This is a genomic window from Sphingobacterium sp. GW821-FHT03E03 (genome assembly GCF_059420745.1).
The window spans coordinates 1-16,666 of the sequence record NZ_JBWKUH010000035.1; the positions used below are offsets into that span (position 1 = coordinate 1).

The 16,666-nt window shown below is 39.6% G+C and carries 11 protein-coding genes; 2 read left to right on the plus strand and 9 right to left on the minus strand.

The window, feature by feature from the left end:
* The 5 genes from AC07UV_RS23620 to AC07UV_RS23640 form a co-directional block, all read right to left on the minus strand.
* Positions 1–195 (minus strand): hypothetical protein (locus tag AC07UV_RS23620; protein WP_495185518.1); only part of this gene is annotated, 195 nt, incomplete at its 3' end.
* Positions 196–304: 109 nt separating this feature from the next.
* Positions 305–1,360: a FecR family protein gene (locus AC07UV_RS23625; RefSeq protein ID WP_495185519.1), complete on the minus strand. Its 1,056-nt coding sequence runs from the start codon at positions 1,358–1,360 to the stop codon at positions 305–307.
* A gap of 60 nt (positions 1,361–1,420) precedes the next feature.
* Positions 1,421–1,969, minus strand: coding sequence for a sigma-70 family RNA polymerase sigma factor (locus tag AC07UV_RS23630; RefSeq protein WP_282255656.1), 549 nt, complete (start codon positions 1,967–1,969; stop codon positions 1,421–1,423).
* Between the two features lie 230 nt (positions 1,970–2,199).
* Complete coding sequence (locus tag AC07UV_RS23635) at positions 2,200–3,399, minus strand: transglutaminase-like domain-containing protein (protein WP_495185520.1); 1,200 nt, start codon at positions 3,397–3,399, stop codon at positions 2,200–2,202.
* Between the two features lie 198 nt (positions 3,400–3,597).
* Positions 3,598–4,596: a hypothetical protein gene (locus AC07UV_RS23640; protein ID WP_495185521.1), complete on the minus strand. Its 999-nt coding sequence runs from the start codon at positions 4,594–4,596 to the stop codon at positions 3,598–3,600.
* Between the two features lie 590 nt (positions 4,597–5,186).
* Between AC07UV_RS23640 and AC07UV_RS23645 the strand changes: the two genes are divergently transcribed.
* Complete coding sequence (locus AC07UV_RS23645) at positions 5,187–7,724, plus strand: TonB-dependent siderophore receptor (RefSeq protein ID WP_495185522.1); 2,538 nt, start codon at positions 5,187–5,189, stop codon at positions 7,722–7,724.
* An 88-nt stretch (positions 7,725–7,812) separates the two neighbouring features.
* Here AC07UV_RS23645 and AC07UV_RS23650 read toward each other — a convergent pair whose 3' ends face one another.
* The gene (locus AC07UV_RS23650; protein ID WP_282255660.1) at positions 7,813–8,001 is read right to left on the minus strand and encodes a hypothetical protein; all 189 of its coding nucleotides are present in this window, start codon (positions 7,999–8,001) and stop codon (positions 7,813–7,815) included.
* 203 nt (positions 8,002–8,204) lie between these two features.
* On the opposite strand from AC07UV_RS23650, the gene AC07UV_RS23655 reads away from it, so the two are divergent.
* Positions 8,205–9,251 (plus strand): hypothetical protein, encoded by a 1,047-nt coding sequence (locus tag AC07UV_RS23655; RefSeq protein WP_495185523.1) that lies wholly within the window; start codon positions 8,205–8,207, stop codon positions 9,249–9,251.
* Between the two features lie 419 nt (positions 9,252–9,670).
* Here AC07UV_RS23655 and AC07UV_RS23660 read toward each other — a convergent pair whose 3' ends face one another.
* The 3 genes from AC07UV_RS23660 to AC07UV_RS23670 form a co-directional block, all read right to left on the minus strand.
* Entirely contained in the window at positions 9,671–11,902 is a 2,232-nt protein-coding gene (locus AC07UV_RS23660) for a glycoside hydrolase family 3 C-terminal domain-containing protein (protein ID WP_495185524.1), read from the minus strand.
* Positions 11,903–12,365: 463 nt separating this feature from the next.
* Positions 12,366–14,312 (minus strand): right-handed parallel beta-helix repeat-containing protein, encoded by a 1,947-nt coding sequence (locus tag AC07UV_RS23665; protein ID WP_495185525.1) that lies wholly within the window; start codon positions 14,310–14,312, stop codon positions 12,366–12,368.
* A 62-nt stretch (positions 14,313–14,374) separates the two neighbouring features.
* Positions 14,375–16,654, minus strand: a complete 2,280-nt coding sequence (locus AC07UV_RS23670; protein WP_495185526.1) for a hypothetical protein — start codon at positions 16,652–16,654, stop codon at positions 14,375–14,377.
* Positions 16,655–16,666 lie beyond the last annotated feature (12 nt).

Genomic DNA, 16,666 nt, shown 5'->3' on the forward strand with positions numbered 1-16,666 from the left:
CTCGATTGAAGTCAAGAGATTTTTGAGCCGAACCTCTTCAAATCGTAAAGAAACCGTTTTCTGCGCTTTAGATTCTTTCGCTAGACCAGTTGCAACACATGCGAATAAGAAAATGATTAAAAATTTGGCCATTAACAACCATTTTAGGTAATACGAGATAGGCACATGATAAAGTACATGTGATTTTTTTTTCATAATTTTGGTATTTAATAATAATCGATTGGCATCCTACTTTCCTAGGGTCCGATGCCATTGGTTAAAACGTATGGGTATTGCTCACTATGAGGGATACCCTCTTTTAATTTTACTTTACATAAAGTGTATCATTTAGGGTATAGTAATTTAGTTTTATGCCGGTTCGCTTGATCATATCCAAGAATTCCTCGCTCGTTGTTTCTTCGAATATACCAGTGACATGCTGTTCCGCCAATCGCTCTGTTTTGATAACAACAGGTTTTCCAAACCAACGTTCCATCTTTCGGGCAACGGTATTAAAATCATCACCTTTAAGCACCAGACGGTTCTTCATCCAGAGTGTTTCCGTAGCTTCAGTCTCGACTATATCAAGTTTTTCAAAAGCTACCTGCTGCTGTATAACAGCATGCTTGCTTTTATTATGGCTTGGTTCCAGCACCGAATTAACCACAGAGATTTTGTTTCCCGGCAGGAGTTCATAGGTTTTTGTTTGCTTATTCTCCACGACTTTCAGTTGTACCTTACCTTCAATTAGCGAAGTCGTTGTTATATTTTCATATGGAATTGCACGGAGATTAAATTTAGTACCCAGTACGAGTACCTCTGCGTGCGCTGTCTTAATGGTCAAAGGCAAATTTGGATTCTTGGCAATCGAGAAGTAGCCCTCCCCTATTAATTGCAATACCCTGTCAGTTTTCCCAAATCCACTTTTCAGTCGCAGGGTGCTTTCATTATTAAGCCAGACCTCAGATCCATCACTTAATTTGATCGATTTACGTTCTCCCTTTCCTGTAGCAATTGTTTGCCATTCTGAATCAATATTTACCTCTTTGTCTCTTTTTATAGACCAAAAAGTCAACAATCCAAATACCATCAAAACACTAGCTGCAATGGATATTATTTTTATTTTTTTGTAATTTAAAAAGGGGTGGACATTAGAATCCCTATCGGCAACCAATTCTATAGGTTTTGACTTTTCATAGATAATCTCGGCCTCGATATTTTGCCGTTCCTCCTGCTCACTTTCCAAGAAGGCAATTAGTTGTCTTTTATTTTCATCTGCTCGCAGTAAATCATCCAAAACACTCCTTTCCTCTGCTGTGAGCGTTCCTTCAAGCAATCGATTGGCTAAAAATAAAAAGTATTCTTCTTCAGATGAAAACATACGCATTCGGTGTATTTGTGATAGAGACACCGAAGCAATACAAAATCCCCAATAAAAAAATTACTTTTTTTCTTTCATGCAGGCCCATAGTTTTCCAAGGGCTATTTGAATATGTCTATCTACAGTTTTTTTAGATATTCCCATCGTTTCCGCAGTCTCCAAATACGTCTTCTTTTCTTCCTTCACCAATTTAAACGCTTCTTTTGTTTTTGGCGGCAAACATTCTACAGCCTGTTGTATCCGTTGGATGCTTTCGGTAGATATCAATATATCTTCAGGTGTATTGCGATCGATTAATGTATCTTGATATTCAATGCCATCTGTTAGTACGAGCTGACGAACCCGGAGCAGGTTCAGGCATTTATTTTTGATCGCCCGAAGGAGGTAGCTTTCGAGACTCACGATATTCATAAGATCCGGTCCTAAGTACCAGATTTTCCAAAGTACTTCAGAAACTACATCTTCAGCCAATTGTTTATCTTTTATAAAAGAAAATGCATTACTTTTTAGCACCCCATAATTAGCCAAAAAATAGGCCTTAAAAGAGTTCTCATCTCGATGAATAGCAATATTCCTCTTATTTTCTTCGGATAAAGGTTTCAAATACATTGGTTGTGTCACAATTCGATTGGCAATTTAAACAAATTCGGTTTAAGATTGCAAAAAAAAAGTTACATAACCTGGTTTTCTCAGCTTTAATCGCAATTAGACAGCTGTTTTTCTCCGACAGGAAATACCAATAAAAAATCTTAGATAAAAAAACTCGCTCTATTATCAGATTCTAAAGGGCCATCTGACAAGAGAGCGAGTACAATTTATAATTAAAAAGATTTTGTCTTCTAATCAAGGAAAATGGTTACTGTCATAGGATCATTCTCTACCTTCACCTGCTTTTCCACTGTACCTTGTTTATTATTATATTTAAGCGTATAAATTTTGTTTTTTTCTACTGCAAACTGCAACCTGTCGTTTGCATCTTGTCTTGCATCTTTGGTAGAACCTCCGCCTACTTGATCCTTCCCTTGAAAGATATCGATATTACACTTTTTCCGATCTTCGGGTGTGGTCTTGTCCTTACTTTCGTAAGCAATAACATAAATTGCCGTATGCTTATTGTCTATGTTAATTTGTTGCTGCTGCTCGTTATATAAAGCTTTATAAGTAGGCGTTACATTCACCCCATTCACATATTTCAAGTTTGTATCCCAAGCTAAAGGAAAGTATGTTTCTGCCGCTTTGAAAGAAGAAGCATAAATGGCATGCTCCCGGTTACTTGCATCCGCTTTGCCCGCATCCGCTAAGAACCAAGAACGATTCAGCTCTTTATCGGGGTAATATTCTGTAAAATACCATTTTCCATCTATCCAGACCTCACACCAGTTGTGATTTCCACGATTGTCAAACCAGTTTAAGGTTCCCGCTACCCTGGATGGAATACCCACTGCACGAAATGCATCAGTCAACAAGATTGACAGCCCACTACAGGAAGCCATCCCTTGATCAATGGATTCCGCGGGAGATTGATCCGGCCGTTTTCTTTTTGTGTTATAATCAACCATAACTTCGTCCCGAATATTTTTATTGACAGCGGCGATGGCCTCACGAAGTGTCTTACAAGACTCCACATACTTTGAAAACCTATTAAAGAGTTCTTCACGCCATTCGTCCCGATTTTCATTGAGCACGGCATAAGGCAATACCTCATTTAAAAAAATGGAATCTGGTAGTTGTTTCGTCCAAGGGAACTTCTCTTTTGCCCGATAGGCCAATTCAATATTGCGCAATAAGAAATCGCTGCTTAAGGATTCCAGATCCCGTTGTGGCATATAGGAAATTAAGAAGACTGCACCTTCCTTCATATTTTTGGGCACGTCTTTGAGCACTTTTTCCAATGAAGCCCTATTTTTCCCTGCTTTGGAAAGGGCTATTTCAAGAGGTTTGTCATCCTGTTTAGCATTGGTGCGCGTATCTGCTGGCTGCGCTAGACATAAGTTAAAAAGTGATACCAATAGGGCAAAAAATAAAGAGCGTAGTTTCATAGTAATTCAAAAAAATAAAGCTACTAATTTTTGCTGAGCTATTGCAAGCCATCGCCGCAATAAAAATGGCATGAAATTCGATAGATAGAGTAATAATTAACTGTATAAATAAAAATGAAAAGAACTAAAATTACTTTTAGCCTTGGTAGCGAGGACACTATTGATTACATCATACGGAAATAGTACGGTATAAAAACTTTAATTACCTTTTTCCTCACGGACAAGAAAATCATAGGAATACCAAAACTTCAAAGGTGAAAAATTGTCTAAACTTCTGAGCGAATAACTGATAGGGAAATCAAATGAATTACTTTGTTTTTCAAACTCTTTTTTAAATTCTGTTATCAGTTTAGTTATTTCTTGCAGACCGCTTTCGCGCTTGATAAAGCTTTCTCTTTTACCACCACGTAAATAAATTAGCAGATCCGAAGCGTTTAAAATTGTTTCCTCCTTCTCCGTCAGTGGTTGCCCTTCCAATAATTTATCAAGTGCATTTTTGAAATCAATCCGAGGATAATCGCTTTCTCCCATCATAATCAAATGCGTACCGTAATTCACAATATTTGTATAATAGGGATTAAAACCAGCTTGTTTTAGCTGAGCAACATCTTTACGGCCAAAAGCCGAAGAAAACTCATTGAATTGTGCCATTAATGAAAATGCAATATTTTCACTTCGCATCAAACAGCTATAAGCTCTTTTGATTGTTGTTGAATCATGGTGTTCGACAAGCTTTAAAACACTATCTACGTCAGGGCTATTATTGAGATGATAACGGATTGATTCATAATCAAAGAAATCTGTTATGGAAAAACCTGACATCGTCAGCTCAGTGCTTTTATTTTTACGGGCATAGGAACGAATTCCGTCGAAGGTTGGAACGATCTTCGCATTTGAAATAGCGGAAGTGGTAGGCACAACTGTAATTTTAAATGGCTTATAACGACTACGAAGGGAAGTTAGCTTCACAGTCGGTATAGTATCTTTCAATCCCCATACTGTTCCCAGGTAGAAATTTTTGTCTATAGTTTGATCTACATAAATCTGGTTTACTGAAAAACCAACAGAACGACCTATAAATTGAAACTTTTTGGCTAATGCAGCACCGTCGATCTCCATGGAGTCTGGATCACCTTCTTCCTTGTCACAACTGGACAATAGGAATAAACCGAGCAATAGTACAAAAAGATATTTCATAATTCAAAAATTACTCGTTCCCCAAAAGTCGAAATATCTCCATGTTAACAACGGAAAGGCTAAAGGCTTTTGGTTCTTTATCAAAGATATATAAAAATACCTATCCAACCTATATAAAAATCAGAATAACAAAGGAATAAGATAAAATGATCTTTATCGCAGGATAGCATTAGTGTCTTGAACAGAAAATTCAGTGATGGAAAGGATTATGACGATACAAATTTATAAAAAGTGAAAGCCGCTGGAATGGGGAATTCCTAACGGCTTTCTTCTAACCTAATGAAAAACATCGATACCGTGATCGGTACGGTGTTGATCTCCTAGTTCCAAATATATCAAGTCTATTTTTCCTGTGTATCATTCATTTACAATCCGCGCTTGTGATTTACGATTCGTAGTGGTTAATAAAAATATCGTATACATGTTAATATCAATACATTAAACACCAAAACAAGCAAATATTCCAGTATTATTACCTACAATAGTACTGCATAAAAGGTCTGTTATTTTTTTATTTTAAATCAGTCTAAATAACTAAATTAATTGTATGTTTGCGCCGATAAATAATTTAGACTAATTCAATATTAACAATGAAAAGATCTCTTCTGGGGCTTATCTTAAGTCTGGGATTGGTAGGTGCGACACAATTGGATGTGTCGGCGCAAAGCAAGGGGGTACATGGACGCGTCAAAACCAAAGATGGCGCAGCGATCGAGTCAGCTACAGTAACCATTACAACACTTGGTAGATCAACTTCCACCGCCCGTGATGGCAGTTTTCATTTCCCCGATCTTCCGGATGGGACCTATACCATTCGAATCAAGAGCATAGGCAACGCTGTGGAAGAACAAACAATAACTGTTAAAGATGGTAAAGCGCAGGCAGTTCATGTAGCGATGAATATTTCTGAGTCGCAATTAGAGCAGGTTGAAGTATTTGGGTATAATTCCCATAATAATAAAACGGTCAATGTTGGAAAAGCTGGTATTATTGATAAAGACTTGCCGCAAAGTGTGCAGATTATTAATAAGCAGATCATTACCGATCAACAAATCAACAGATTGAGCGATGCGCTCAAAAATGCGAATGGTTTAGCCATGGGTGCAAATCGTGGTGGTGTAAATGAAAACTTCTATGCGAGAGGTTACAGCTTGGGAGCAAACAATATCTTTAAAAATGGCGCGCGTACAAATAATGGTGGTTCAATAGAAGCCAGTACATTAGAGTCCGTTGAAATCCTTAAAGGAAGTGCTGCTTTACTATATGGTGGTGTATCCGGCGGTGCGGTCGTTAATCTGGTTACCAAAAAGCCTAAGTTCTTCTATGGCGGAGAAGCTTCAATGCGTGTAGGTAGTTATGACTTTTATAAACCTACAGTCGATGTTTATGGCCCAATTTCAAATAAAGTCGCTTTTCGCATGATAGGCACCTATGAAAAAGCTGGCAGCTTTAGAGATCAGGTAAAGTCAAAACGAACTTATGTAAACCCATCTGTATTATATAAGATTTCCGATCAAACGGATCTAAACTTTACATTTGATTACTTGAAAAGTGATTTCACACCAGACTTCGGAATAGGGACTGTCGACGGCAAATTAAATCAATCTGTCGGAAGAAATACATTCTTAAATGTACCTTGGGCTTATAACAATACAAATACCTCAAACGGTCAGATCAATTTTAATCATAGATTTAACGAATCTTGGAATTTAAATGCGATCGCAAGCTATCAAACCTATGATCGTGACTATTATGGTTCTGATCGCATCCAAGCGGATAAAAATGGGATTGCTCCCAGAAATTTGACAAGATCCAAATCAAACGAATTTACAGCCAACCAGCAGTTAAATTTAACCGGTATTGTAAAAACAGGTTCTATTAAGCATAAAATTCTAGTCGGTGCCGATGCAGATCAATCGCATTCAAATGTATATGCGTTTTTTATGGAGGGGATTAATTATTATGATGACAAAAAAGTATTAAAGGCGAATGCTTACGATTCGATTTATGTTTTCAATCCGAGTCAAACAGCCCAGCATATGGCTTCAGGCCGTGGATTGAGATCCGATATCCCCGGGGCTGATTTGTTGACAAAAACCACAACAGATATCTATCGATACGGTGTATTTCTACAGGATTTAATCGAACTGAATGAGAAGTTTAAAGTTTTGGCCGGAATACGCTATTCGTATCAGCGTACGCCTAATTCTGAGCGATTTACTTACAAAGAAAATAAAACAGAAGACGTTATTACGAAAGATGGACAAGGGAATCCAATGGGAGCCAAAGTTGATAAAGCATGGTCACCTAAATTCGGCTTGATTTATCAGCCAATACCTTCATCAAGTATATATATCACTTATGCAAATAATTTCACCTCAAACTCCGGCTACGATATCAACTATCAACCTCTGGCACCATCAATAATTGATCAATATGAAGCCGGTATCAAGAATGATTTTTTCAATGGTCGTTTATCTGCGAATCTTGCCTGGTATAGAATCAATAACAACAAATTCGCTCAGCAGCTGCTACTGAAACCGGATGGCTCTGAAAACGGCGATGCCAACATGAAGGAATTTTCCGGAAAAACAGCTTCGGAGGGTCTAGAAGCTGAAGTAACGGGAACATTATTACCAGGTCTAAATGTGACAGCAGGTTATTCCTATAACTATATGCGTTATACCCATACAAATCCAATTTCAAGCTATACAACAACAGTCGGAAATGACACAAAAACTGTAGAAATTTCTGGAAGTGAGGAAAACGTACGTTTAGTGGGTACCACTGCTCATACCGCAAATGGAACAGTATTTTATACTTTTCAACAAGGAACTGTCAAAGGATTAAAACTGGGCTTCTCTTCTTTTTATACTGGGAGACGTAATGCCGGATGGAACAATACGAAAGTAAATATCCGAGATGGTGTAAATCGTCTAATTTCTGTCAGTCCCTTTACCACAATTGACTTTTCCGCCGGATACAGTTATAAAAATTGGAGTATTCTTGGAAAATTGTCCAATATCAACAATGCATTTAATTATTACATCCACGAAAACTATAGTGTAAACCCTATCCCACCACGTAGTTTTATGGCAACGCTTTCGTATAAATTCGAGAAAAGATAGCGATTATTTTTTCGATCTAAAAGAGGGGTGTTTTTACATAAAAAAGCGCCCTCTTTTTTCTATTTTGCGGATTTCAAACAATAGGACCTTATGCTTCGTTTTTATTTCTTTTTAAAAAATCAGTTGACAATAAAGCAGTAATGGATGCCGCCGCCAACGCAGAGATTCCAATATTTAGCGTACTGACCAAAAAGTGATCGGAAAGTGAATACTTAATACCATAATAAGTGATGACGTAAGTAACCAGATAAGTGATAAATGCTTTAATAATTTCCATAAACTAATAATAGGATACAGCTAAAATAATTTCCCCATACAAATATAAAGCGCCATTTACAGTTGTTTTTCCTGCTCTTACAATTCGCCGCAGATGATTTATGATTCGTAGTTCTGACAGTGATTTTTGCACAGAATTTTAACTTTATGAGTAAATAATATAAAATATAATACCTATTTTCAAATCAAATTAAAAGTAAATCGATGAAGTCATTCAAACATCAATATCCACTATTGTTGCTGATGCTATCATTTGGTATGACAGCATTTTCTCAAACCAAAGAAGAACTCAAAAAAAAGTACGAGAACAGCAGTATAGATCAAGAGCTCAAGAAAAAGATGGCTACGGAATTCGTCTTTCCTGACAGCTTAATATTGCCTCCTTTACACTATACCAATTCCTATTATGTGTTGGATTCGGCAATCAATGATTTCCAATCTATTTCCATCGATATTATAGTGCAGGACGATATACCAGATCACTATTCATTTTATATTTCCTCTTTTAATATTGCGCTGAACGATATTCCTTTGTATTGCGGTATTCAATCTGCTGGTGGTGGTATTAGTGTGAAGACAGGCAAGGAGCAAGAAATCAAATATAACGGTATCTTTTCACGCTGGTTTGAACGGACGAAAAACGCATTGAAAACCACAGGATATTATGCCAGTTCAGACGCCGAAGGTGATTTTATTAGCGTCCGCAATACAGTGGGATGGCATAAGGGATCTTATCGGATAACGCTAAAAAAAGAAGGATATATTCCCGGCAAGGCAGTACCTGATTCGATCAATCACAAAGAGACCTATTTCAGTTGGGGAGATTATGAGCACTCCTGGATCAGCATGTATGTTGAAGATTTAAGCAGCAAAAAGATCACCAACGTGGGGTCTTTGGCATTCCCGGGTAAAAAGATTAAAATGGAGAAACAAATCATCTCGTTCTTAGAACAATACAAATACTTTATAGATTTTGCGCAAAGACCGAGAAATCTGGAAGGGATGAATGTGATCCGTTATGACAAATTACCTAAAGTAACCATTATACAGAAAAATTTACGGATCAATGGCAAAACGGTCCATCTTGAGAAGGTGCCCACATCCCACAACCGTACACATAATCCCGAACAAAGTAAGGTAGCCGGAGAAATGCCCATCTTATCAAAAGACAGTTATAATCCTTCCACTGGTGAGTTAACATTAGAGACGGGTCTATTTGTTGGATGGCCAAAGAAACGAGAAACAGAATAAATGGAAAAATTGCTAAAATCCAAAACCAACAAAACCATCTTACAGAACGGTTTTGTTGGTTCACCTTAAACTTAGAACAGGTTATTTGACCATTATTTTTTTCAAGATTCATTTTGCCACTCGCATTGGCATGAAGGTTTACAAATCCACAGGTAGTCGCCACCTGTTTTCCAGGTTTATCTTGCGCATCCAACTCGAAATAAGTGGCTTTTACCTCAGCATGTACTGGAAAAAAACGGAAGTTATCCAATGTTATTTCGTTCTTTATCGTGGCGTATTGATCGTTGATAACCGGTGTTGTCCAAATACGGAGAAGGATAACAGTACTGGGATCATTCCGAAAATTGCTTTCATTTATTATTATTTATTCGTTCATTATTTAAAGACATGCATCTATACAAGTCTTCTTCTATATTGCCTTAATAAGGTCGATACGCTGTTCCTTGCATTGTGATTTCACGCTCCACTCCAACAGATTTCCCCGGTTGACCGCCTCCGATATATATTTTCACAGATCCCATTTTTTGTATCAATTCACCTTTTTCGTTTACCAAGGCCAAGTCTTCTGGTGTCAGTGTGAAAGTTATTTTTTGAGAACGTCCTTTTTTGACGAACACGCGCTGAAATCCCTTTAAAGCACTGTTTGGAACCTTATCGTTCCCTTCTTTCGGATGAACAACATATAATTGTACAACCTCATCTCCATCACGCTCACCCGTATTTGTAACTTGTACCGTGACTTGAATATCTGTTCCCGTTTCCACCATCGCCGGAGCATTTAGCTGATCGTATTCAAAATTAGTATAGCTCAGGCCGTAACCGAACGGATAACGTACTTCACCTTTAAAGTAACGGTAAGTTCGGTTTGCCATCGAATAATCCTCAAAATCAGGTAAATCGGCATCACTCTTATAGGTTGTTAAAGGCATACGGCCCGCGGGATTATACCGACCAAAAAGCACATCGGTAATGGCATCCCCAGCAGCCTGTCCACCATACCATGCCTGCAATATAGCATCGACATGTTGCGATTCCCAGTCAAAACTCATCACAGACCCCGACATATTAACCAAAATAAGAGGTTTTCCTGCCTTCCTCAGTTCTTTCAAAAGCGTAGTTTGTACCTCAGGAGAAGCCATAGTAGAACGGTCGCCGTTCACAAAAGCACCATAGCCCGCTGCGCCTGCATCGCCTGCTTCACCTTCATAATCTGCAGTTATACCACCAACAAAGACAATAACGTCTGCTGCACTAGCATTTTTAACAATTTCTTCAAAAGAAGGACCGCCATCTATTTTTTTCATGATTTCAGTTCCTGCGAAATAGTCAATGGCGATTTGCTTACCATAACGTTTTTGTAAACTACTCAATGGGGTTATGATTTCTGAGGGGGTACCAAAATAATTGGCTAACTGCGCATGTCCATTATTGGCATTGGGGCCGATCAAAGCAATTCTTTTTATTTTATTGGGGTCAAGGGGTAGAATACTGTGCTCATTTTTCAATAGCACCATAGACTCCTGTGCCATTTTATAAGCATGTGCTTTATGTGATTTACTTTCGATAACCTCACGACCGATCTTCGCATAAGGCACGAGCTCCTGTGGATCAAACACGCCCAATTGAAACCAGATCTGTAAAAGTCGGGTCAAGGATACATCGATATCTTTTTCAGATAAAGCACCTTGCTTTACCCCCTGTTCCAGCAATTGATATAAATTGCCACATTCAAGATCTGTTCCCGCTAATACGGCAGCACTAACGGCCGCTGTATTATCCGGATGTGTATTATGCCCACTGGCAAAATCATTAATACCGCCGCAATCCGATGTCACATAACCTTTAAAACCCCATTGCTGACGTAAAATATTATTGAGCAACACATTATTTCCGCAACAAGGCATTCCATCCAAACGATTATAGGCGCACATGATACCATGTACCTTAGCTTTTACGACCAATTGGCGAAACGCAGGAAGGTAGGTATCCCAAAGATCATAAGGTGTTACTTCGGCATTAAAAGAATGTCTGTTATGCTCAGGTCCGCTATGCACAGCATAATGCTTGGCCGCAGCAACTGCCTTTAGATAATGCGGATCATCCCCCTCCAGTCCCTGAACAATTGCTGTTCCGATCTGTCCCGTTAAATAAGGATCCTCACCATAAGTTTCCTGTCCCCTTCCCCACCGTGGATCGCGAAAGATATTGATATTAGGTGTCCAATAGGTCAAACCCCGGTAACGTTTACCTGTCTTTCCGGTCTTTAAATCCTCATTGAAAAGCGCCCGTCCCTCAGTCGACGTGTAATCACCCATCTGTCTGACCGCTACCGTATTGAAGGTTGCAGCCATCCCTATTGCCTGTGGATATACAGTTACCTTTTCTGCTGTACGGGCGACACCGTGCAGTGCCTCATTCCACCAATCGTATGCTGGAATGTCCAATCGTGGAATTCCTTTAAACTCATGTTTCATCATCTGCACTTTCTCGGATAAAGTCAGTCGTGCAATCAGATCTTGTATACGTTCTTCGCGGCTCTTTTTCATATCTAGGAAAGCATAATTTTTGCTTTGTGCCATAGCCTGCTTTCCTCCACATACAAGCAATAGAAAAAGTATAGTCAATTGCGAAAAACAACAGTTAAATTTCATCGTTATATTTATTAATCAGTAATGATTTTCTCTTTTCAATTGTTCCAAAACAGATTATCTTTATATCCACCATTGCAAAGTCGAATCGGCTAGCGCCCTGTTGATCAAATCAAATTGTTTCGTTCCAGAGGCCAACTACAGGACAATGTAATCTAGCGAACAGCCGCCAGATAAAAGCGGTCTCCTTTTTTCCTATCTATTTGTAGCCGGTTTCCTTTCATTAACAATGTCTTTTTCCCGTTTTTTTGACAGGAAACCTGTTTACCCGGCCAGGGGTTATCCAAGATCAGCGGCAGTCTCTGTTCACTTGAAATTTCGACATAAACGACGGGCCCATTTTAGCTCCAGCCGGTGATCCATATTTAGATAGGTACTTAAATCCATCGCAAGCTATAATGACCTCAAAGAAAATAATCTTAAGATCTGACGATTTTATCATAACACTTTGTTGGGAAATTATCGGTTAACGTGGTAATTTTTTGGATTCAGACCATATCAATTGCGGTTTATCCCCTTTACTGATATATTCAAAAGGTCCGGGAAATGGGTTAGACGGCTTTCTTTTTTTGCCAAAATAGTCGCGATCAATCTGAAGTGTTGATCCATCATGATTCTCGAAAGGCAGTTGCGAAATTACCGTTGGCAACAATAAATTAGAAGTCACCAGGTTCCTTTTTTGTTTTAACCATGTTTCGGAGAATGGAAATAATAGATAAACCTTGCCATCTTTTTCCATCACCTTAACTTCAGCTACTTCATTGGTATCAATTAATGCTCCCCTTTCCACCGCAGCATGAAGCGTATAGGATTTCATTCGCTGCCCGGCATCTGCGTGCACCTCGCCCATACGCGTATTTATCTTATCTGTGGTGAGCCCAACACTCCCTTCTGTGTACACATTTCCCTTAAGTAATACCGGAAGATAAGCTTTTGTATAATCGCTAATATCCGCACCTTTTGCGAAAATATTATTGATAAATTGTACATCGCCGCCTGGATTATCTTTTAGTGCTGTAAGTATTGTTGAATGAGGTCTTTGATAGGGTGTCAACCGGCTATCGTAAGCAATAACATCTATTTTTCCCGCAAAAAAATTATGGGCAAATGCTGTCCCCTGTGCATTCATCAACAGGCTTTTTGGCGATAGCATGATATTATTGGCTACGACAGTCGGGCCGTGTGTCACCTCTAAAAATAGATCAAGATCATTTTGGTACAATAGATTATTGCTGACCTGGGCCCCTTGGGCCATCCAATCTAGCCAGATTGCCTTATCAGTCCGAAAGATGCGATTATTACGAATATTCACATCCACTGCACCGTGAAATTTTATTCCGGCCATCTCGGCTCCAGTAAATAAGCGTTCGATATGGATATCATGGATGGTATTGCCTTCGACTGTACTAAATGCACAGCCCATGCTCCCCACAACAGCAGCCTGTTCACAGTATGCAATCCTGTTATTACCTACATAATGACCACCAACACTGTCTTTGTTCCAACCAAAAGCAAGTGCTCTTTTTATTGTGCCGACATAGCCTTCGGCAGACTCCGTATCTTTATTATCGTAGTTATCGCCATATTTTCCCAATGCAATTCCAACACATTTAGAGTACTGTATGGTATTGTTTACGATGCGCCAGCCCTTGCTCCAATGTGTACCCAAAAGTCCCTCCTGCTCGGCTGTTGGCGGAGCCCAGTTGGTGGCTGCCTGTTCCAGTACAAAACCGTCCACGGTAATGAAATTGACAAAGGGTTGGTCGGGGTAGAAAACCCGACGGCGCACATTAATCTCTACTTGTTGCTGATTAGGATCTGCATGTGGAAATCGAGCCCATATTGATGTCTTCTCCTGATCTACCGAAGCCCACCATCCCTCCTTGAATGAATGATCTTTCAAGAGCTGTTCTTTAGAAGCGGCTTCCATCAGCCAATGTCCATTGAGATAAACTGCTCCGCGATGATATTTACGTTCTTTGGGTGTGGGCCAAAACCAGTCCCCCCGAATCTCCTCCTGATAGGGATTGAAAGCACCAAAGAATGAATTGGGTAATTCCAATTGCCAGATATCGTCTTGTAATAATTTCCAACCTTTCACTTCTTCCGACCCCTTGATGACTACCTTTGAGCCCTTCGCCGCACGGTAAGTAATCCGTTTTGTCTCCGAAAGCCCACCTCGTGGTGGAACAATATGCTCTCGATAGACTCCTTCATGGACTGTGATGATATCACCGGGCATAGCGAGCTTCGCAGCCGCCATGATGGTTCGAAGCGGCTTTTCCCGCGTACCATCCTGCCCATCTTTACCCCCGGTAGCAACATGATATTCCTTAGATTTCGATTCCGTTTGAGCGACCAAAGAACCGAAACTTAAGAAGAAACAACATACGATCAACAACTTTACTTTCATTCGCATCATTTAAGTTTTAGTAAAAGCCTGTATTCTGTATAAACGGAACTCAGGCTTTCTTTTTAATAACCTTTTGCTCGTGTCAATTTTGACAGGAGTTTTTTACCTGAACCATCTTTATTCACACGATAAATATTCCAATGATCTTTATCCAATTCCTCCAGTCTAAAGCTCTGGCTTGGATCCACTAGATTCTTTTTCACCCATCTCGGAAAGGCATTTGCAGCACGTGCATTTTCCCAAGTACGGATTGTCTTGAAAATAGCATCCTTCTGTAGACAACTTTCCACCTGTTGCTGATTCAATTTCAGGCTATAAGTTGAACCCGTGCCTACAGACATCGCCTGGATATGTTCGTACTCTTCGACAGTGGATTTTTCTGTAATTGGGAAATTCCCACCCATACCTACCGGAAAGAAATTGGCATAGCAAACGTCACGTAAATCTTTACCCTGACTTGTCGCGCTCCCCCATTCCCGCGTCTGCGCATCGTACAGGTTCTTTCCTCCGCCAACATTCCATATACTTTGGTAATGCCAAGATCCCTCTGATAAAGTAGCACCAGTAAAGCGAATATCTGCTAGGCCATGTTGTTTCGCCCGTTCAAACATTTTACGGAAAAAACGTTTTGCGGAATAATAGCCATGACCATTGTTAAATAGAAATTCCTGACCGTCAAAATCATAATAGCCCAGACCATTGATCGCACATACATCGGCATAATATTCGGCTATTTTATCCTGTAATTGTATATTCGGGATCAGGCCATCATAACCATAGTCAATGGTAACCTGTAGTTTATATAAAGTATCTTGCGCCTGATGAGCACTAGCCGTTGTTTTCCAATATCCTCTTTTTACATTCAATAGTCTATATGGTTTGGTGTCGCTTACACCCAAATAATGGATAAGCTCTTTTCCTATTTTAATCATATTCAAGCTTTTGACGTGCCCTTCCCAGCTTCCGATCTCCTCCAAATGCGTAGGGTCGTCTACATAGATTAAGGTATCAGTGCTACTGATACCTTTTGCTAGAAGTCTTTTTTGCTGATACCAGATGCTGTCACTTGGAACGGGGCTCGCATCTTTTGTTCCCGGAGCCAGGGAATTTGTAATCGGCGTACGACCGATCACGATATTATGTTTAGCTGCTAATGCAGCATATTCCTTATGAGAAAGCGCATTCCCCTTCGAGAATTTCAACGGCTTATGTTCAAAGTTTTTACCATCAATATACCCCTCATTACCACGGTCTGGACGTAGAAATCCTTGGTCATACAAACTGATTGCCTTAAATCCCAAACGATCTGTATATTTGATCATATTATCGTAATGGCCGCCTTCAGTCAATATATCTGGTACATAGGCCGCGGGATCTTTCACCCACTTGCCATTTACTGTAGGGTATGGCAGACCTTCTTTACGCACAATATCTTGCACGACATCCATCAAAGCAGTACTATCAGGACTACCCCAAAACGCGACCGTGGACCCGATAAAGTCGACTCCGGGAATAGGCTGCACCTGCAAATGGTTCGGCTTATTGGAAGGCATGTTCGGGATCAGCGAATAATAGACTTCGCGTGGACTTCTACGATCACGGGATTGGTAAGAAATTGAAATCCGTCCATTCTTATCAACCTCAGCCGCATTTCCATACATAATCCGATAATAGGGTTCTTTATGTGCATAAAAGGCGACATCACTGATACCGTTCCCCCCTAAAGTAAACACTTGTCCTTCGTGTAAATTATTTGGCAAGGGAAAGCGTGAAGCATCCGGTGAATGGATAATATACTGAAACGGAGCCGCATCACCCTGAATATCTGCCGTTCCGCCCAAAGTATTATCATTTAAGGCCAGCATACCGATGGCATAATTAACGGATTCACTTGTATCCCTACTTACACCGATAATCTCCCCCAATAAATTGGTAATGTTTGTATGATAAGAACCCCATTGAATCGCCTCAATTTCCTCCGAATTGGTCAACGAGAGTAATTTCATCTTGAAATATTTCGCTTGGGGTAATATGCTAATTCGTGCTGTAGAACCGTTCGGATAGCATAAAGTCATAATCTTATCACTTGCAGAATAACTAGCTTGTTCCGGATAGTTGTATAGTCGTTTCTTGGCATTATAAATCACCATTAAGGGCGAAGGTTTGTCTGCTGGGCTAAACTCACGGTTCGGTTTCTTTGTCATGTTCTGCATGCTCGTGATATAGCCCTTCTGGTCTATCACAATTTTAAAATAATCGGTTTTTAATGTTGTCTGACTATATCCTGCAGCTGATAGTGCCATCAACCCGAGACATAGTATTTTAGTTTTCAAAAATTTCATTAGCTTTATTTT